12 protein-coding genes and 2 pseudogenes are annotated in these 19441 nt (G+C 71.6%); 4 read left to right on the top strand and 10 right to left on the bottom strand.

From position 1 onward, the window contains the following. The first annotated feature begins 101 nt into the window (after window positions 1–101). The 4 genes from AB0C26_RS26800 to AB0C26_RS26785 all read left to right on the top strand — a co-directional run bounded on the left by AB0C26_RS26800 (window position 102) and on the right by AB0C26_RS26785 (window position 6174). On the top strand, window positions 102–1235 hold the full coding sequence (locus tag AB0C26_RS26800) for a hypothetical protein (RefSeq protein ID WP_360252952.1): 1134 nt from the start codon (window positions 102–104) through the stop codon (window positions 1233–1235). A gap of 144 nt (window positions 1236–1379) precedes the next feature. Then, on the top strand, window positions 1380–2429 hold the full coding sequence (locus AB0C26_RS26795; RefSeq protein WP_360252949.1) for a MoxR family ATPase: 1050 nt from the start codon (window positions 1380–1382) through the stop codon (window positions 2427–2429). Between the two features lie 2 nt (window positions 2430–2431). Next, entirely contained in the window at window positions 2432–3730 is a 1299-nt protein-coding gene (locus AB0C26_RS26790) for a DUF58 domain-containing protein (RefSeq protein WP_360252946.1), read from the top strand. Further along, window positions 3727–6174: a DUF3488 and transglutaminase-like domain-containing protein gene (locus tag AB0C26_RS26785; protein WP_360252943.1), complete on the top strand. Its 2448-nt coding sequence runs from the start codon at window positions 3727–3729 to the stop codon at window positions 6172–6174. Before AB0C26_RS26790 ends, AB0C26_RS26785 begins: the two co-directional genes overlap by 4 nt. Here AB0C26_RS26785 and AB0C26_RS26780 read toward each other — a convergent pair. The 10 genes and pseudogenes from AB0C26_RS26780 to AB0C26_RS26735 all read right to left on the bottom strand — a co-directional run. Further along, window positions 6137–6883 (bottom strand): HAD family hydrolase, encoded by a 747-nt coding sequence (locus AB0C26_RS26780; protein ID WP_360252940.1) that lies wholly within the window; start codon window positions 6881–6883, stop codon window positions 6137–6139. The two genes, AB0C26_RS26785 and AB0C26_RS26780, sit on opposite strands and share 38 nt — an antisense overlap. Window positions 6884–7746: 863 nt before the next feature. Further along, a complete protein-coding gene (locus tag AB0C26_RS26775; RefSeq protein WP_360252937.1) occupies window positions 7747–8133 on the bottom strand; it encodes a DUF3040 domain-containing protein in 387 nt (128 codons plus the stop codon). A gap of 101 nt (window positions 8134–8234) precedes the next feature. After that, window positions 8235–9530: a DNA polymerase IV gene (dinB, locus tag AB0C26_RS26770; protein ID WP_360252934.1), complete on the bottom strand. Its 1296-nt coding sequence runs from the start codon at window positions 9528–9530 to the stop codon at window positions 8235–8237. Window positions 9531–9578: 48 nt separating this feature from the next. Continuing rightward, window positions 9579–10754, bottom strand: coding sequence for a nucleotide pyrophosphatase/phosphodiesterase family protein (locus tag AB0C26_RS26765; RefSeq protein WP_360253166.1), 1176 nt, complete (start codon window positions 10752–10754; stop codon window positions 9579–9581). 85 nt (window positions 10755–10839) lie between these two features. Then, the gene (locus AB0C26_RS26760; RefSeq protein ID WP_360252931.1) at window positions 10840–11586 is read right to left on the bottom strand and encodes a methyltransferase domain-containing protein; all 747 of its coding nucleotides are present in this window, start codon (window positions 11584–11586) and stop codon (window positions 10840–10842) included. Between the two features lie 49 nt (window positions 11587–11635). Beyond that, the gene (locus AB0C26_RS26755; protein WP_360252928.1) at window positions 11636–12037 is read right to left on the bottom strand and encodes an SSI family serine proteinase inhibitor; all 402 of its coding nucleotides are present in this window, start codon (window positions 12035–12037) and stop codon (window positions 11636–11638) included. Between the two features lie 58 nt (window positions 12038–12095). After that, complete coding sequence (locus tag AB0C26_RS26750; RefSeq protein WP_360252925.1) at window positions 12096–15446, bottom strand: error-prone DNA polymerase; 3351 nt, start codon at window positions 15444–15446, stop codon at window positions 12096–12098. 191 nt (window positions 15447–15637) lie between these two features. Continuing rightward, window positions 15638–17404 (bottom strand): DNA polymerase Y family protein, encoded by a 1767-nt coding sequence (locus AB0C26_RS26745; protein ID WP_360253164.1) that lies wholly within the window; start codon window positions 17402–17404, stop codon window positions 15638–15640. 3 nt (window positions 17405–17407) lie between these two features. Continuing rightward, a pseudogene (locus tag AB0C26_RS26740) lies at window positions 17408–17830 on the bottom strand (DNA polymerase Y family protein); the annotation flags it as partial. A gap of 561 nt (window positions 17831–18391) precedes the next feature. Further along, a pseudogene (locus tag AB0C26_RS26735) lies at window positions 18392–19033 on the bottom strand (hypothetical protein); the annotation flags it as partial. Window positions 19034–19441: the final 408 nt, after the last annotated feature.

The following is a 19441-nucleotide window of genomic DNA, read 5'->3' as shown; positions in this document are numbered from 1 at the left end:
TCGACCGGGCCAGATACTGACCCATCGATGGGTGATGCTCTTGCCGATCGCCACATATAACTAGAGCGATGTCTGATTCTTTACCTATCCGAGATATCCGAGTGCGTGGCCTCGTCCACGCCGCCCTGGCGCTGACGTTGGTCGCGACGGCCTCCTGCACCGCCTCGCATGGCCCGCCGGCGGTGCGGATGACACCTTGGATCGCGACGCCGGCTTCCGAGCCTCCGACGATCACCGATCTGGGCACCGTGCCGGTCGGAGAACTCGGCGCGCCGGCGGTGGCCGACGACCGGTATCTCGTCCGGCCCGCCGACACGAGCGGACGTGCCGTGGCGATCGTCGACCGCCGTACGGGAGAAACGGTTCTCCGGCACCGAACCGCTCGTCAGCGGCTATCCGTCACATTTACCGCGCTGTATCACCAACGGGCGGTAATTCTCGAAGAAGACATCGATGGCATCGACAGCATGTCGGCTGATACGAGCAAACAGCCGGACACTGTGTGGATCTATGACCTGAGCACCGGCCGCCGGAAGTCGGCCAGTCAGGTCGCCGGAGCGCCCCAGCCGTCGCCGTACGCCGCGCAGAGTCACGTGGATGAGCGAGGCCGCTACTACTACCTCGCCCAGAACCATGGCGGCTTCAGCAACTGCGTGGGTGAGATCGACCTGACGACTCTGCGCGGCCGCACGGTCGCGTGCGTGGCCTCGCCCTCGGTCATCTTCTGGCTGGGCTCGGCGAGCACGGGTGTCACCTGGACCGAAACGCGTTCGGTGAACGGCAAACCGTGCCGGACGAGCCGCTGGTTCGACGGGGACACGGTTCGGTCCATCGGGCCGGCCGGCTCGTGCGGCACCTTCGACAACGCCGTTCTCGGCACCTGGCGGATGTGGAGTGCTCAGAGCGTGGAGAGCTTCGACACGAAGGTTCCCCTGACGGCGTCGGACGGCACGACGACACGGGACCTCGGCCCGATGCGCCCGCAGAACCTGATCGTCTGTGGTCCCTACGCCTACTGGCTGGTGAATGACGTGGATCGTCCGAGTCGCCTCGTCCGGTGGCGGCCCGGATCGGACGTACAGGATGTCTACGCCGCCGACCGGCTCGGTGACAGCACCCCGGACGACGTGCTCCTGTCGCCCCAGGGCTGCGCGGACGGCCACCTCAGCCTGGGTGTGAGCAGGGTTACCGGCAGCGGCTTTACGCTGCGACTCCTCTCCGTTGCGCCCGGATGACGTCGGGCCGGTCAGGTCCGGCCGGACGACGGGTCGGCGTGTTGCTGTGATCGGGCTAACCTGTGGGGATGGGCGGCACGGCCGCCCGCGCTGCCCTTTGCGGCCCGATGCCGGAACTGGGCGAGGACATCATGGAGGAGGCCCGTGACAACCCCGACCTGGGACGAGCCCGGTGGACCGCTGCCGAGCGAGGACTTCCGCGCCGCGACGACTGCCATCATGGCCAACATCGAGCAGGTCATCGAGGGCAAGAGCGCGACGGTGCGGCTCGCGCTGGCGGTTCTGCTGGCCGAGGGCCACCTGTTGATCGAGGACGTGCCGGGCGTCGGCAAGACCAAGCTTGCCAAGGCGCTCGCCCGCTCCATCGACTGTTCGGTTCGCCGTATCCAGTTCACTCCCGACCTGCTGCCCAGCGACGTGACCGGCGTCAGCGTCTACAACCAGGAGACGCGCGACTTCGAGTTCAAGCCGGGCGCCGTCTTCGCCAACCTGGTGGTCGGCGACGAGATCAACCGCGCCTCGCCCAAGACCCAGTCCGCCCTGCTCGAGTGCATGGAGGAGCGGCAGGTCACGGTCGACGGCACGACGTACGAGCTGCAGTCGCCGTTCATGGTGATCGCCACGCAGAACCCGATCGAGATGGAGGGCACCTACCCCCTTCCCGAGGCGCAGCGTGACCGGTTCACCGCCCGGATCGCGATGGGCTACCCCGACCCGCGGGCCGAGCTGGCCATGCTCGGCGGCCACGGCGCGCACGACCCGCTGAGCGACCTGCGGGCCGTCGCCGACGCCGCGCTGGTCCGCCGGCTGATCGCCACCGTGCGCGACGTGCACGCGGCCGACGCCGTCCAGCAGTACGCGATCGCCCTGGTCACTGCGACCCGCGAGGCCCCCGAGATCCGCCTCGGCGCCTCTCCCCGGTCGACGCTGCAACTGCTGCGCACGGCCAAGGCGTTCGCCGCGCTCGAGGGCCGCGACTACGTGCTGCCCGACGACCTGCAGGCGCTGGCCGTGCCGGTTCTCGCGCACCGGCTCATCCCGACCGCGGACGCACAGCTCAACCGGCGTACCACCGACGCCATCGTGGCCGAGATCGTGCACCGGCTGCCGTTGCCGCACGACCGCAGCCGCTCGCCGTACGACACCCGCAACACCGGTGGCGCGCAGCAGCAGTACGAGCCGCGGGGGCGCTGACCATGAGGGAGGCCCTCCGCGGGCTCACCACCCGCGGCCGATCGTTCCTCGCCGCGGCAGCCGCGGCGGGCATCTCCGCGATCATTCTCGGCGAGCGTGACCTGCTGCGGGTGGCCGTGCTGCTCGCGGCCCTGCCGTTGCTCGCCGCCGCGTACGTGGGCCGCAGCCGCTACAAGCTGGCCTGCACCCGGTCGCTCGACCCGGGCCGCGCCCCGGTCGGCTCCAGCGCCCGGGTGATCCTGCGCCTGCAGAACATGTCCCGCCTGCCCACCGGCACGCTGCTGCTGGAGGACCGGTTGCCGTACGCGCTGGGCAGCCGCCCGCGCGTGGTCCTGGAACGCCTCGGCGCCCACCAGGCCAGCTCGGTGGCGTACACGGTCCGGGCCGACGTGCGCGGCCGCTACCCGATCGGCCCGCTGGTCATCCGGCTCACCGATCCGTTCGGCCTGTGCGAGCTGACCCGCTCGTTCCCCAGCGTCGACAAGCTCGTCGTGATCCCCCAGGTGGTCACTCTTCCGACGGTCCGGCTGGCCGGTGAGTACGCGGGCACGGGCGACAGCCGGGCCCGCTCGGTCGCCGTGCACGGCGAGGACGACGCGGCCACCCGCGAGTACCGCCGCGGCGACGACCTGCGCCGCGTGCACTGGCGCTCCACGGCCCGTACCGGCGAATTGATGGTCCGCCGTGAGGAGCAGCCCTGGGAGAGCCGGGCCACGGTCGTGCTCGACACCCGGGTCTTCGCCCACCGCGGCGAGGGCCCGACGGCCAGCTTCGAGTGGGCCGTGTCGGCCGCCGCCAGCATCGCCATGCACCTGCGCCAGCAGGGCTACAAGCTGCGCCTGGTGACCGGCTCGGGGATCGACATCGACGCGGCCGAGGTGGCCGGCGAGGGCGTGATCCTGGACACCCTGGCCGACGTCACGACCGCGCAGAACGGTGACATCTCGATCCTGGTCGAGCAGGTCCGCCGCCGCTCCGACGGCGGGCTGGTGATCGGCATCTTCGGCTCGCTCACCGTGCCCGAGGCCGAGTTGCTGGCCGGTCTGCGCGGCAACGGCGCGACCTGCATCGGCTTCGCCATCGACAGTTCGACCTGGGTCAACCTGAGCCCGGGCGAGCGACAGGAGTCCGACAGCGAGCACGCGGCCGCGGCGCTGGCCCTGGTGCAGAACGGCTGGCGTTCCGTGCCGGTCGTGCACGGGTCGACGCTGCCGCAGCTCTGGCCGGCCGCCGCGCGCGGCTCCAGCGGCTTCGCCTGGCGGGCCGCGATGGCCGAGACAGTGGGAGGAGTCATCCGATGACCGGCCCCCGCCGACTGGGGCTCGTCGCGGCCGGGGCGACGCTGCTCGCCGCCGCGCCGATCTCGTCGATCTTCGACAGCTGGAAATGGCTGATGATGTGCCTGCTCGTGGTGGGCTTCATCGCCGGTGCGGCGTTCGCCGCGCGGTCGCTGCGGTTCCCCACCTGGGCCCAGGCGCTCAGCATGATCGTCGTACTGCTGCTCATGCTGACCTGGATGTTCCCCAGCGGGCACGAGTTCCTGGTGCCGACGCCGTCCACCTTCGGCCACTTCGCCGACCTGTTCACCCAGGCCGGTCAGGACACCCGGTCGTACGCGGTGCCGGTACCCGACCGCGACGGCCTGCTCTTCGTCACGGTGCTCGGCATCGGATCGGTGGCGATCGCGGTCGACCTGCTGACCGTGGTGGTGCGCCGCCCGGCCCTGGCCGGCCTGCCCATGCTGGCGATCTACTCGGTGCCGGTCGCGGTCTACATCGACAGCGTCCCGGTCCTCCCGTTCATCGTCGGCGCCGTCGGCTTCCTCTGGCTGCTGGTCTCCGACAACATCGACCGGGTACGCCGGTTCGGGCGCCGCTTCACCGGCGACGGCCGCGACGTCGACGTGTGGGAGCCGTCCCCGCTGGCCGCGGCCGGCCGCCGCCTCGGCGTGATCGGCGTGGCCGCGGCGGTGCTGCTGCCGCTGGCCGTGCCGACGATCACCGGCGGCCTGCTCTCCCAGCTCACCCAGAGCGGCACCGGTACCGGGACGGGCACGGGCGGCGGTGGCACCGGCGGGCGGATCAACCTGTTCGCCTCGCTCAGCGGCAACCTCACCCAGAGCGAGACGGTCGAGCTGGTACGGCTGACCACCAACGAGACCACGCCGTTCTATCTGCGCTTCGGCGTCGCCGACCAGCTCACCAACCTGGGCTTCGGCAGCCGCTCCCCCAGCGGCCAGGCGGTCGCGGCCGGCATGCCCGACCCGCGCACGGGCACGGCGGGCGGCAGCTACCAGCAGTTCACGGCCGACGTGAAGATCAGCAACAAGCTCAGCCAGGGCATGCTGCCGGTCTACCAGAACACGGTGGCGGTCGACGGCCTCGCACGCGGCTGGTTCTACGACAACAACCAGCAGGTCGTGTACTCCAACCGCAACTCCACCAAGGAGCTGGAGTACAAGTTCAACTACGTGCGGGCCCGCTACCAGCCGGCCGACCTGCGCCAGGCCGAGCCGCTCGCGCCGGACGACCCGATCGTCCGGCTGAACACGGCCCACCCGGACGACCCGACGGTGGCGGCGCTGGTCACCCGGCTCACCGCCGGCAAAACCAACCAATATGACAAGATCCGGGCGCTGTACGACTACTTCTCGTCCAAGAACGGCTTCGTGTACAGCCTGTCGACGCAGCCGGCGAACAACAGCACCGAGATCGCGTCGTTCCTGCAGAACAAGGTCGGATACTGCCAGCAGTACGCGGCGGCACTGGCCTGGATGGCCCGCCAGGCCGGCATTCCGGCCCGGGTGGCGTTCGGCTTCACCCGCGGCGACGGCCGGGACGGCAACACGTACGTCATCACGAACAAGAACGCCCACGCCTGGACCGAGGTCTACCTGCAGGGCTTCGGCTGGATCCCGTTCGACGCGACCCCGTCGGCCGGCGTCCGCGGCGCCGCCCGCTCCGACTGGGCACCCGACACCGAGCTCCCGCCGTCCACGGCGCCGTCCACGGCGACGACGGTGGCGCCCGGCGCCGAGGCGTCGGGCCCGGCCGGCGGCGTCGAGCGCCCCGACCGCCCCGACTTCAGCGATTCGGGCGCGTCCGGCACGACGACCACCAGCGACAACAGCAACCTGGGCACCACGCTGCTGATCGTCGCGCTGATCGCCCTGGTCCTGGCCCTGCTGCTGGTGCCGGCCCTGCGCCGCGTCCTGGTCCGCCGCCACCGCTACGCGGCGACGGTCCCCCGGGTGACAGCGTTGACTGAGGCCCAGTCGGGCCGCCCCGACGTGGTGGTGACGTCCGAGACCACGAAGGCCAGAGAGGACGCGCACGCGGCCTGGGACGAACTGCTGGACACGATGGTCGACTATCGCGTCCCCCTGGACCCGTCGGAGACCCCCCGGGTCACCGCCCAGCGCCTCATCACCGACGCCGTGCTGATCGACGAGTCGGCCACCTCGGCCACCCTGCTCGGCACGGCCGAGGAACGGGCAAGGTACGCCCGCAAGCCGCTGCAGGGCGGCGAGCTGACCGCGGCCCTCAACGACGTACGCCGTGGCCTGGCCCGCTCCGCGACCAGGCGCACCCGCCTGACCGCGACCCTGCTCCCACCGTCGGTCCTGATGCGCTGGCGCCTGGGCCTGGCCGACTCCTCAGCCAAACTGGTCGGCGCCGGAAGCCGCGTCCGCGACTTCCTGTCCCGCTTCAGCCCACGCCGCCTGCTGGCCAACCGCGGTCGCTGACAAAGGTGCCGCCGCCCACCACGGGCGGCGGCACTTTCGTCCTCAGTGCCGCAAAGTCCAGTTCGTCCAACGACCGAACCCGCGGCACCCCCACCTCGGCGTGAACACCACCCCGGTCAAGCAGAACCGCCTCCAGACCGGCCGCCCGCGCCCCGAGCACATCCTTACCCAGCGAATCCCCCACCATCAGGGCCGCCGGCGCCTCAACTCCCACCAACTCGACCGCCCGCCGGAACGCCCGCGGATCAGGCTTCCCCGCCGGAAGCGTCGACGAGGCCACCATCAGATCAACCTCGGGCAGCAGCCCCAGCAGCTCCAGCTTCCGCCGCTGCTGCCCCTCCTCCCCATTGGTGAAGACGGCAGCGACCAGCCCCGCATCCCGAGCCCGCCGAAGAGCCGGAACAGCATCGGGAAACAGAGCCCAGCCGGCCTCGTACAGCTCCAGATAGCCGGCGAAAAGCCCATCCGTCTCCGCGTCGCTGAGAGCCGCACCGAGAAATTCCCGAACCCGCTCCCGCCGCTGCGCGGAAAACCCGATCTCCCGCCGCTGATACCGCTCGTAGTGCCGCTCCGACACCCGAGCCCAACGACCGGGAACGTCGCCCCCGTCAACCCCGAGCCGAGCGGCCCACTGAACAACAGCCGCCCGCTCCGCCGCCCCTTGATCGACCAACGTGTCATCGAGATCGAACAACACAGCCGCAATCACGCCACGATCGTGCCACGGCTCCCAGCACAGGCATCCCTCAGCGCGAGCGGCCCTCACCCCGGCACGCCCAAGCAGCGGCCCGCCGCGCGAACGGCCCCACCCCAGCACGCCCAAGCAGCGCCACGCCGCGCGAACGGCCCTCACCCCGGCACGCCCAAGCAGCAGCCCGCCGCGCGAACGGCCCTCACCCCGGCACGCCCAAAGCACGTCGCGCGAACGGCCCTAACCCCGGGGCGCCTAAGCGGAGCACTCAGCGCGGGCGGCCAGTGGAAGCAAGTGGGCCGAGCGAACACGTGGGCCGAAGCCTCCGGGCACGGATGTGGGTGGGCAGCGAAGCGCAAGGGCAGCAAGCTGCGGCGGTCGCAGGCTGCGGGCAGAGTGCTCGTGGCGGGCAAGGCACCGCCGGGCAAGACACCGCCGGGCAAGGCACCGCCGGGCAAGACACCGACGCGGCAAGGCACCGACGCGGCAAGCAGCGAGGGGTAAGGCCCGCCGGGCAAGGCAGCGAGGGGGCAAGGCGCCGCCGGGCAAGGCAGCGAAGGGCAAGGCGCCGCCGGGCAAGGCAGCGAAGGGCAAGGCAGCGAAGGGCAAGGCGCCGCCGGGCAAGGCAGCGAAGGGCAAGGCGCCGCCGGGCAAGGCAGCGAAGGGCAAGGCAGCGAAGGGCAAGGCGCCGCAGGGATCAAAGGGCTGCGGTGGGCCTGTGGTGGGCGTGGGGAAACGGCAGATGGCGGCCTGAGGCCGCCATCTTGCGCTGCCGGTGTCTTTGGGCATCGGCTCGGAGCCCCGCTGACTGGGCCGGAGGCTGGTCAGGTGGGCTGGGGCCGGCCGGCGGGGCCGGTCGGCACGCTATGTGGTTGTGGGCTTCAGCGGTGGCCCTCGGGACGCTGGCGCCAGCGGTCCTCCAGGCGGTCCAGGAAGCCTGACTTGCGGGTCTGGCGGGTGCGGCGGGTGGCTGTGCCGCCCACCGCGTGGAGGTCGGGGGCCGAGCCCTTGCGACGGGACTGCATCGCGAAGGCGGCCGAGCCGAGCATGACGACGAAGCCGGCCACGCCGAGTGGTGTGTTGCTGCTGACCGTCCCGTAGACGACCAGGGCGAGGCCAAGGATGATCACGAACGCGGCGATGAGGAGCCGGCGCCGTGCGTGGAAACGCGGGTCGCTGGCCCGCACAGCCGAGGCGAATTTGGGGTCCTCGGCAAGCGACCGCTCGATCTGATCGAACAGCCGCTGCTCGTGCTCCGAGAGCGGCACGGCATTCCTCCCCGGGCGCGTAACCGACTCCTCGGGTTGGAGTCGGGGTGTCACTAAGGTAAGTGGCTCGGGACAGCCGTCGGCTGCCTTACCGAGCAAGTCTACGAGGGGGTTGGCGGGTCGGAAAGCGGGACGACCGTCGAGTGCGGGTGATTTTCGGTTCGGCGTAGATCGCTTTGTCCCAAAAGACTGGCCGGACCGACGCTGGCCCGGCCGAAGCGGGCGATCACCGCGTCGGTCGCGGCCTCCGCCTCGCGCCAGCCGCGCTCCGGTTCGCCCAGGCTGAGCTGGCGTGATGTGGTCGCGGCGGCGGTCAGGCCCTCGACCCGGACGCCGACCAGACGAATGTGGTCGCGCGCGCCCAGGGCCGTGAACAAATTCCAAACCGTCTCGAAAATCTCACGTGCCACATCGGTGCTCGTGGGCACCGTGCGAGATCGGTTGACGGTCCGGAAGTCGGCCAGCCGTACCTTGATCGCGATCGTCCGGCCGACGTGGCCGCTCGCGCGCAGACGGGCTCCGACCTTTTCGGAGAGGGCGAGCAGGCTGCGCCGGATCAGGAGCGGATCGGCCACGTCGGTGTCGAACGTCATCTCGGCGCCGATCGACTTCTCCTCGCGCTCGGGGGTGACCCGGCGCGGGTCGCGGCCCCACGACAGCTCGTGCAGGTGGGTGGCCGAGGCGTCGCCGAGCGCGCCCCGGAGCATGCTCACCGGCGCGTGGGCGATCTCCCCGACCGTGCTGAGCCCGAGCCGGCGCAGCGTCTCGGCCGCTCGCTCGCCCACGCCCCAGAGCGCGTCGACCGGCAGCGGGTGGAGGAAGTCGAGGACGAGCTCGTGCGGGATGACGGCCACGCCGTCGGGCTTGGCCCGGGTCGAGCCGAGCTTGGCCACGAACTTGGTCGAGGCGACACCGACCGAGCAGGTCAGCCGCTGCTCCTCGAGCATGCGCCGGCGGATCAGCTGGGCGATCTCGACGGGGCGTCCGAGCAGCCGCTGCGCGCCGGCCACGTCGAGGAAGGCCTCGTCGGAGGAGAGCGGCTCGACCAGGGGCGTCACGTCCCGGAAGATCGCCATGACGGCCCGGGAGGCCTCGCCGATGGCCGGGCCGTCGACCGGGAGGTAGATCGCTCGCGGGCAGAGCTGGCGGGCCCGGGCGGTGGGCATGGCGCTGCGTACGCCGTACCTCCTGGCCTCGTAACTGGCCGAGCTGACCACGCCGCGCGGGCCGACGCCGCCGACGACCACCGGTTTGCCCCGCAGTGAGGGGTCGGCCCGCACGGCGACGGACGCGAAGAAGGCGTCCATGTCGACGTGCAGGATCGTGCACCCCGCGTCGTCGGCATCGGGCCCGAAACGCGGGTCCCGCCCCCTCGGCACTGCCTGGCTTCGTCCCACGTCAGCGAGGCTAGCCGGACCCTCTGACAAAAATGCCGTGGGAACGAGTCACGCGCGGGCGATCAGGAGCGGGACTGTCATCTCGGCGGCGGTCACCGAGCCGTGGTAGGCGATCAGGCGGCCCACCGGCGGCGGCTCCCAGCCGCTGGCCAGGGCGACCGCCCGGTTCTGGCAGACGATCACCACGTCGCCGACGCGGGAACGGTGTCCGGCCGGGACCGGGCCGAACCAGCCGCCGTCGATGATCTCGTCACGGGTCATGACCCACGCGTCGCCGCCCATGACCGAGCGCCAGGCCGCGATCAGGTCGTCCGTCGCACCCGGCTCCGCGTGCAGGTAGCGGACCCGCGGCTCGCCGGCCACGGTCACCACCCCGTCCGACAGCGCCGGATCGTCAGCCATGTCGTAGCGGGACTCGACCGGCACGTTGAGCTGCCCGTGGTCGGCGATCACCAGAAGCGCCGAGCGTGGCGGCAGCCCGTGGACCAGCCGGTCGACCAGGCGGTCCACTCCTTGTGCGGCCATGCGCCAGTAGCGCGAGTCGACCCCGTACAGATGACCGGTCTTGTCCAGATCGGCGTGGTAGCCGTAGACCAGCGACGGTCCGGCCGCCAGCGCCTCCAGCATCTGATCGGCGAGCTCGGCCCCCTCGGAAGCGCTCCGGAACGCCGCTCCCCGATAGGCCGCCACCGTGAGGCCGCTTCCCTCGAACTCGGGGCGCACCACCTGCGTGGCCCGCACCCCCGCGGCCTCGGCCAGCTCGAAGCGTGTCGGCACCGGCTGCCAGGCCGCCGGGTCCGGGTCGTCGTTCCAGTGGACGTGGTTGAGCAGCCGCCCGTCCGGCCGCCGCGTGGTGAAGCCGAGTACCCCGTGCGCGCCGGGCGGCGCCCCGGTGCCCACCGTGACGAGGCTGACCGGTGTGGTGGAGGGGAAGCCGGTGGTCACGGTCCGTGATCCGGTCACCAGTTCGTTCAAGACCGGGGTGTACGGGTGCATGACCGGCAGCTGGTAGGCGCCAAGCCCGTCGACGAGAAGCACCGCGATCCGGTCGACGCCGTCGAGGCGTTCCCGCAGCCCGAGCGTGTCGGCCGCCCCCGGCACCCCCAGCACCGCGCTGGCGCTGGGAAGGACCTCGGCCAGGCTTGCACTGCCGTACGCCGGGCGGACCGGCTGGAAGGCGTTGTCCGGCAACCGATCGCCGGGCACGACGAGCGGCCCGGTCATGGCGGGCTGCGTGTCGGGCGGGATCCGCCCGGTCAGCGCCTCTTCCTCGGACAGTGACGCCGCCGTACGCCGGGGGATCGACATGTCACGAGTGGCGGGCGAAGACGTGCAGCTGGGAGGCGATGTCGCGGAACGGCGGCCGGGAGGACAGCTCGAGCTCCAGCGCCAGCAGGGCCTGCGGGTCCTCCTCGACGACAGCGGCCGGCAGGAGGTCGGCCAGAACCCGTACCCCATGGGTCTCCTCCGGCTCGAGACCCGCCGAGCGCAGGAGAGCCGTGGCACTTTCGGCGTCGAAGCGCCGGCGCAGGGTGTCGCGGGCGCCGGCCCGGCCCTCGGGGTCGGCGGCGACCGCGGCGGCCGCACCGAGGTGACCGTTTATCGCGCGGCCCAGGATGGCCGCGGCCTTGCTCGCGACCAGCAGGCTCACCGCTCCGCCGGGGCGCAGCGCGGCCGCGATGGCGGTGACCACGGAGGCCGGGTCGTCGACGACCTCGAGGACCGCGTGGCAGAGAACCAGGTCGGCGCTGGCCGGCTCGACCAGGCCGGCGAGCGCGTCGCCGTCGCCCTGGACGGCCCGGACCCGGTCGGCCACGCCGGCGTCGGCGGCCCGGCGGGTCAGGGCGGCCAGCGCGTCGGGGCTGGCGTCGACGACGGTGACGGTGTGGCCGGCCTCGGCCAGCGGCACGGCGAACCCGCCCGTACCGCCGCCGACGTCGATCACGGTCAGCTCGCGGCCGGCGTTCCGCTCCAGCTCCCGCCGGAGCACCGCCCAGACGGCAGCGGTCCGGGTGGTCACGAGCGGTCGGGCGGTACGCGTCGATGCGATTTCCACACGCGCAGCGTAACGGCCCTGTGCCCGGGTCGCGCTTGTGGAGCCCTGGTCAGAACTCGAACAGGACGCCCGTGGCGCGGCGCATCTCGCAGGTGTTGCCGAACTTGTGGGTCCACTTCACCGGCATGCGGCGCCACACGCCGGTGATCTCGGCCGTCACCGGGGCGTAGATCATGACGCAGGCGGTGGTCTTCGGCTCGATCCGGTCGGGGTCGGCGCCGACGGCGCTCAGGGTCTCGCAGGCCGCCTCGGGCTTGGGGTGCCCGCCGCCGGAGGGCTCGCAGTCCAGGGTGACGGCCATGGCGAAGCCGGACTCCGACGTGTACTGGAGCTTGAGCGCGACCTTCGGCTCGGTCGGGCGCGGCGGCGACCCGTACGGCTTGGGGTCGGCGACCGGACCGGGCAGAAGAGCAGCCAGAGCGGCGACGGAAGTAAGCAGAGTCGTGAACACAGAAGCCCCCTAAAACCGACAAATCGTCCTCAAGGGTAACGAGGGCTGATCCTGCCGGTTACCGGAAGTCGCGGGAGGCCGGCGTCACCGGCGGGGTCACCGCCTCGAGCCGGTCCGCCACCAGGTTGAGCACCCCCTCGGACTTCTCCAGCCGCCCCCTGACGATCAGCGCCGAACTGGTGCGGGCCACCCGCCGGTAGCGCTGCCACAGCCCGGGCGAACAGGTCACATTGAGCATCCCGGTCTCGTCCTCGAGGTTGACGAAGGTGACCCCGCCCGCGGTGGCCGGCCGTTGACGGTGGGTGACGATGCCGCCCACCCGGATGCGGGTGCCCGCCTCGACGGCGCCCAGCCGGGAGATCGGCAGCGCGCCCGCCCGGTCCAGCTCGGCCCGGATGAACTGGGCCGGATGCGAGTCCGGGGACAACCCGGTGGCCCAGACGTCGGCCACCAGCTCGTCGACCTCGCTCATACCGGGCAGCATCGGGGCGTCGGTGCCGGTCACCGTGCCCGGGAGGCGGTCCGGCCGGTCCTGGGCGGCGGCGCCGGCCGCCCACAGGGCCTCGCGGCGGGTCAGCCCGAACCCGGCGAACGCGTCGGCCGTGGCGAGCGCCTCCAGATGGGCCGTCGTGCACCCGGTCCGGCGCGACAGATCCGTCATGCTGGTGAAAGGCCCGTTCGCCCGGCGTTCCTCCTCGATGCGCTCGGCCAGCTCCTCTCCCAGCGTACGAACGGAAGAAAGACCCTGACGCACAGCCGGGCCACCCAATCCCCAGGCGTGCGGCGGCTCGCCCGGTAATGACCCCCATCGGGTCTGCGGGGTCGATTCGAGAACGGCCGCGGCGTCGCTGAGATTGATGTCCGGGCGGCGGACCTCCACGCCGTGCCGGCGGGCGTCGTCGACCAGCGACTGCGGCGAATAGAAACCCATCGGCTGGGCGTTCAGCAGAGCCGCGCAGAAGGCGGCGGGGTGATAGCGCTTGAGCCACGCGCTCGCGTACACCAAATAGGCGAAGCTCATCGCATGGCTCTCCGGAAAGCCGTAACTGGCGAACGCGGAGAGCTTAAGGAAAAGGTCGTCGGCCAGCTCGCCGGTGATCCCCCGCTCGGCCATACCCCCATAGAGGCGGTCCTTGATGCGGTCCATCTTCTCGACCGACCGTTTCGAGCCCATCGCCCGGCGCAACTGGTCGGCCTCGGCCGGGTCGAAACCGGCGACGTCGATCGCCAGCTGCATCAACTGCTCCTGGAAAAGCGGGACGCCGAGCGTCTTCTCCAGGGCGTTGCGCATGAGGGGATGCGGATAGGTGATCTCCTCCAGGCCGTTCTTCCTTCTGATGTACGGATGAACGGAACCACCCTGAATCGGGCCGGGCCGGATGAGCGCGACCTCCACCACCAGGTCGTAGAACTCGCGCGGCTTCAGCCGGGGCAGCGTCGCCATCTGCGCGCGGCTCTCCACCTGGAAGACGCCCACCGAATCGGCGCGGCACAGCATGTCGTACACCTCGGAATCGGTCAGATCCATCGAACCGATGTCCAACTCGGACTGAATCATCTCGTGGGCGTAGCGCAGCGCCGACAACATGCCGAGCCCGAGCAGGTCGAATTTGACCAGTTCGATGGCGGCGCAGTCGTCCTTGTCCCACTGGAGCACGGTCCGGCCCGGCATCCGGCCCCACTCGACCGGGCACACCTCGATGATCGGGCGGTCGCAGATCACCATGCCGCCCGAATGGATGCCGAGATGCCGGGGAAAATCCTGGACCTGATTGGCGTACGAGACCACCTGCTCCGGAATACCCTCGACATCGACCGTGGCCACACTGCCCCACCGGTCGATCTGCTTGCTCCACGCGTCCTGCTGGCCCGGCGAGAAACCGAAAGCCTTCGCCATGTCCCGCACGGCCGACCGCGGCCGATAGGAAATGACGTTCGCGACCTGCGCGGTGTGCTCACGGCCGTGCTTGCGGTAGACGTGCTGAATGACCTCCTCGCGCCGATCCGACTCGATGTCCACGTCGATGTCGGGCGGCCCGTCCCGCTCCGGAGCCAGGAAACGCTCGAAAAGCAGATTGTGGGCGACCGCGTCCACATTGGTGATACGCAGCGCGTAACAGACGGCCGAGTTGGCGGCCGAACCGCGGCCCTGCGCGTAGATCCGGTTGTTCCGGCAGAACTCGACAATGTCGTAGACGACCAGGAAATACCCCGGGAAGCCAAGCTCCTCGATCATGCGCAGCTCGTACTCGATCTGCTCGTACGCCTTCGGATGCGCCTCCGGCGGCCCATAACGCTCGCGGGCGCCGCGCATGGTCAGCTCGCGCAGCCAGCTCATCTCGGTGTGGCCCGCCTCGGGAATCGGAAAATCGGGCAGCTTCGGCGCGACCAGATTGAGGTCGAAGGCGAGATCCTCACCGAACATCGCGGCATTGGCGACCGCACCCGGATAAGCGGCGAACCGGCGCGCCATCTCATCCCCGCCACGCAGATGCGCGGTACCGGCCGCGGGCAGCCAGCCGTCGATCTCATCCAGGCTGCGCCGAGCCCGAACAGCGGCGAGAGCGGTGGCGAGACGCCGCCGGGCCGGAATCGCATAGTGGACGTTATTGGTGGCCACCACCTCCAGATGCCGGCTCTCGGCCAGCGCGAACAAAACATCATTGCGGTCGTCGTCATAAGGGTCGCCGTGCGAGGTCAACTCGACCGCCACATTGGGCCGCCCGAAAAGAGCGACAAGCCGGTCCAGCTCGTACGCGGCGGCCTCCACCCCCTCGGTGGCCAGCGCCAGGGGCACACTGCCCTTGCGGCAGCCGGTCAGCACGAGCACGTGGTCACGCAGCTCCGCCGCGACATCCTCCAGATCGCCGTACGCGGGCCGGCCCTTCTCCCCACCGGCCAGCTGCCCCCGCGAGATCACCCGGGCCAGCCGGGCATAACCCTCATGGCCGTGCGCGAGAGCGAGAAGATGACGCCCCTCGGGATCAGGCTCACCGTTCTGCGGCCGCGAAAGATCCAGGGAGAGCTCCGCACCGAAAATAGTGGGCAGCCCCAGCTCACGGGCGGCCTGCGAGAACCGGACCACCCCGTAGAACCCGTCGTGGTCGGTGACGGCCAACCCGTTCAGGCCGAGCCGGGCGGCCTCCTCGGCCAGCTCCTCGGGGTGGCTGGCCCCGTCCAGAAAGCTGAAGTTGGTATGACAATGCAGCTCGGCGTACGGGGTACGGTTCTCGCCCTTGATGAGAGCGGGCGCTTCGTACGGTTGACGCTTGCGCGACCAGGCGGGCGAGTCCCCACCGTCCCCGTCCACCGCGAGCGGATCGACGACATACTCGGGCTGCTTGCCTTTGCGGCCGGAGAGCGCGCCCTCCAGCTCCGACCAGGGGATACCGGGGTTATTGAAGCCCACGAGAGCTCCCGCCCACAGAGCCCGCCCCGCCCACAGAGCCCGCCCCGCCCACAGAGCCCGCCCTCCCGAGGGGGCCCCCGCCTGCTCCAGTCTGACGGCGAAGCGCAAGATCGCGGGGGCGTCCTGTGGACAACCGGTGGACTGTGGACAAGCTTGGGTGTTCGCCCAGACGTGTGCCAGCCATCGCGACGTCAGTCATAGACGGCCTCGACAGCCCAGTGTCCCGAAGCGAGAACCAGCAGGAACGCTCGCTCGTCGGCGAGAACAACCTGGAAGCGGGCCCGCCGCCGCGCCTCGCCGGCCGCCCACCACCGTTCGTCGAGCGGCCACGGCCCGGCCCAACCGGTGATCTCCACCGGCTGGCCCCGCTCGACCACGACAGCGGACGGCTCGCCGGTGAGCTCGAGCCGAGCGCTGACCCCCACGGGCGTCCCGTTCTCGTCAAGGACCACGGCCCCCCACGGCTGCGGCAGCACGAGCGCCGGCGCCGGCTTGGGAAGCCGCCCCGGCCACGGCGGCCGAACCGGCGGTTTGGGGGGTTTGCGCCCGACTCGCTGAGCCCACGGCCGTACCGCGAGCACTGTGACCTCACCCGGCGAGCCCGACTCGCTCCCGGCCGCCGCACCTCCACCGGCAGCCGCCGAGGACGCAACAGACGCCAACGGCACAGCGGACGTGGGCGGCACGACAGAGGTGGGTGTCTGCGGCGCAGCGGACGTGGGCGGCACGACGGAGATGGGTGTCTGCGGCGCGGCGGACGTGGGCGGCACGACAGAGATGGGTGTCTGCGGCGCGGCGGACGTGGGCGGCACGACAGAGATGGGTGTCTGCGGCGCAGCGGACGTGGGCGGCACGGCGGGTGGCTGCGTGGGTCGGTGGTCGGAAAGGTGGGAAACCGAGGCCAAGCCGCCCCGGGCCGTACCGGGAAAATCCGTTTTTGGTGGGGTGGAGGCGGGCGGGCGCTCCAACTCCTCCCAGGACGGGACAGGTCCGGTAGGGGGTGTCTTACGGCGCGAGGACAGGGCGATCACCGTGCCGTCGTCGGGGTGCTCCGGGCGTACCTCCGGAAGAGGGTTGGGGGTTGGGGGTTCGTAATCGGGCAGGTCGGGGCTCAAGGCGGGCGCTGTGGAACGCGGCAGCAGCGGAGCCGTGAGCACGCCGGGGATGGGGTCGTCGTGGGTGGTCGAGGGGCGGGTGGGGTCGCGTTCGTCGCCCCACGGGACCAGGCGGATCTGGTCGTCGGTGGAGCGGCCGCCGCCGAGGACCGGTGTGACGACGGCGTGGGGGCCGAGCAGGCCCTGCACGCGGCTGAAGGCTCGGTGGGCCCGTTCCCGTTCGGCGCCGGTGTCGCCCCACAGGCCGGGCTGCAGTCCCAAGTGGACGAGGACGCCGTCGGGGATCAGCCGCAGCCGTACCAGGCCGGCGGTGGGGCGGGCCGGGGCGCCTCGGCGGGCGCCGGTCAGCCAGCCGTCGAGTTGCCAGCGGACGCGTTCGGCGATGGCGGCGGCGGTCAGGGTGCCGTCGTGGCGCCAGACGCGGTGCAGTTCCTGGCCGTCGGCGGTGATCGCCTCGATGCCGAGGCGGGTGCAGGCCAGACCGTACGCCGAGAGCCCGTCATGTAACCGCTCGGCGAGGGCCCTTCCGGCGAAGGCCGCCACATCGACCCTTTCCAGCGGTTCGTCGTACGTCTCCTCGACCTCCAGATCCGGCGGCGGCTTCCGCACCGCGAGCGGCCGGTGATCGAAACCGCCGGCGAGCCGATGCGCGAGCGCCCCGTCGAACCCGAAGCGGCCGAGCACGTCCCCCGCCGGCAGCCGGGCGAAGTCGCCCAGCGTCGTGATGCCGAGCCGCTTGAGCAGGTCGATGAGCTCGGGCCGTTCCAGCGCCTCGATCGGCTCCCCGGCCAGGAAAGCGGTCGTCTCCCCCGGCGGAATCAGCAGCCCCTTCCGCGCCGCCAGCCCCGCCGCGAAGACCCCGTCGGCGACGCCGGCCTGACTCTCCACCTCGCACTGCTGCGCGACCTGCTCCACGATCCGCTCGGCGGCCGCTTCCTCCCCACCGAAGTACCGCGCCGGCCCCCGAGCGGCGAACGCGCACGCCCCCGGCCGAATCACCTCGACCCCGACCGCCACTTCTTCGACGGCCGCCACCACGGCTTCGAAGGCCCGGGCATCCCGCCCGGGATCGTCTTCGACGACAACCAGCTGAGGGCATCGGCTCTGCGCTTCCCGGCGTCGCAGTCCTTTCCGTACGCCCTCCCGCCGCGCCCCTTCCGAACAGGCCACCACCCGGTTCCCCCGCAACACGACGACCGCCCCCGCCGCCGGCACCCCTTCCACGATCTCGGCCGCCACCACGGCCCAGTCCGGACACCAGAGCAGCATCGTCCGGATCCCCGCCGCCCCGGTCGTCCCCGCCACAGCCACTCAAACCACCGCCGCCGACTCGGCCCGAAGCCGCCCCGCCCGAAGCCGCAGCACCTGCCCCAGCTCATCCCCCGCCCGCACACCGTCCACAGGGGACCCGTGTCCCGAAGGAGGCACCGAGGAGCCCTCCCCCGAAGAAGCAACCACAGCGGCCCGGGAGTCAACGGCGGGCGGCGCCCCGACCACGGCCAGCCGCCGCCCCGAGTCCGACCCGGCCGCCCGCACCGGAGCGCCGGAAGAACCGCCCATCGCGGGCAAAACCGTCGAGGGCTGACCAGTCGCAACCGCCCGGGTCTGGTCGCTCGGGACCCCGGAAGACCCAGTGGACGACGCAGCTTCGGAAGACGCCGGGAGAGGTTGGCCGGACGAGACCGCGGAAGACCCCGCGGGCGATACCGCGGAAGGCTGGGCGGGTGGGTGCGAGGAAGGCTGGGTGGGCGGTGAATGTGCGGGAGGGCGGTGCGGGCTGGGGTCGCCGACGGAGGGTGCCGGGGGCAGAGTGATCGGGCGGATGGTGATGCCGGGCATCCACATGGTGGCCTGTTTGGGGCGGGCGGCGGCGCCTCGGCCGTGGGCTCGGATGGTTACCTCGCGGCGGCGCAGGCGGCCGTGGCCTGCGCCCAGGCCTTCCCAGCGGGCGGCGGTGACGTGCAAGGTGACGTCGGCGCCGGACCAGGCGCCGAAGGGGACCAGGACGCTTCCGCGCTGGCGGGCCCGGGCTACCAGGCGGGAGGCTATCGAGCCGGAGACGCCGCCGGGGACGGCCGTGACGACCACGTCGACGCCGTCGATCAGGGCGGCCACCACCGTGGGCCACTCGGGGCCGGGGTCGGGGACCAGGGCCAGGCGGTCCAGGGCCACGCCGCTTTCGGCGGCGGCGATGGCGCCGAGTGAGGGTACGCCGACGACGGCGCACCACGAACCGGCCCGGGAAGCCTCGGCGAGCAGGGCCAGCAGCAGTGACGTTCCACCGCCGGCGGTGGCCTCGCGGCCGGTGGTGACCGCGACGGTGCTGCCGCGCCGCAGGCCGCGCCCGGGCAGCAGACCGCTCAGCTCGGGGGCCACCGGCAGCATCCGCTGCACGCCGCTGGTCTCGGTCTCCCCGGCCGCCCGAACCAGTTCAGCAAGGGCGGCCGCACCGCTGCTCATGCGTCCCGCCATGTGTTGCCTCGCTCTGTTGCTCTCGTCCCGGCCAGCAAGCCTGTGACGCCGTCGCCCAGCCGGCGGCCATCGCCGACCAGCCCGTGATGCCATCGCCCAAACCGGCGACCACCGCCGGCAGAGCACGTGACGCCATCGCGTGCGAAGCCGGCGACCACCGCCGGTAAAGCACGTGACGCCATCGCGCGCGAAGCCGGCGACGCATCGCCCGGAACCGCGACCGGCACCGACGAGTCCAGGTCATCGGGAAACGGCTTCTTCGAACGGGCCGCCCTCCGTGGCGGCTGCCGTCCGGGCCCGCGCCGCCGCACGATCGCGAAGGCGGGGGCCATGTCTGCGCCGGTCGCTCCCACCGGCTGTCCCGCGGAAGCGGGCATGCGGAATCGAGCCGAGGGCTGCCCCGGCTCA

The sequence above is a fragment of the Actinoplanes sp. NPDC048796 genome (assembly GCF_040650035.1).
Taxonomy (GTDB): Bacteria; Actinomycetota; Actinomycetes; order Mycobacteriales; family Micromonosporaceae; genus Actinoplanes.
Note: the sequence above shows the minus strand (reverse complement) of the source record. Positions and strands in the feature narration are given on the sequence as shown.

What these genes read in the sequence shown, in the direction of transcription:
- AB0C26_RS26790 (WP_360252946.1), top strand. Translation starts at nt 2,432, where the DNA reads ATGAGGGAGGCCCTCCGCGGGCTCACCACCCGCGGCCGATCGTTCCTC.
- AB0C26_RS26785 (WP_360252943.1), top strand. Translation starts at nt 3,727, where the DNA reads ATGACCGGCCCCCGCCGACTGGGGCTCGTCGCGGCCGGGGCGACGCTG.
- AB0C26_RS26765 (WP_360253166.1), bottom strand. Translation starts at nt 10,754, where the DNA reads ATGACCGGGCCGCTCGTCGTGCCCGGCGATCGGTTGCCGGACAACGCC.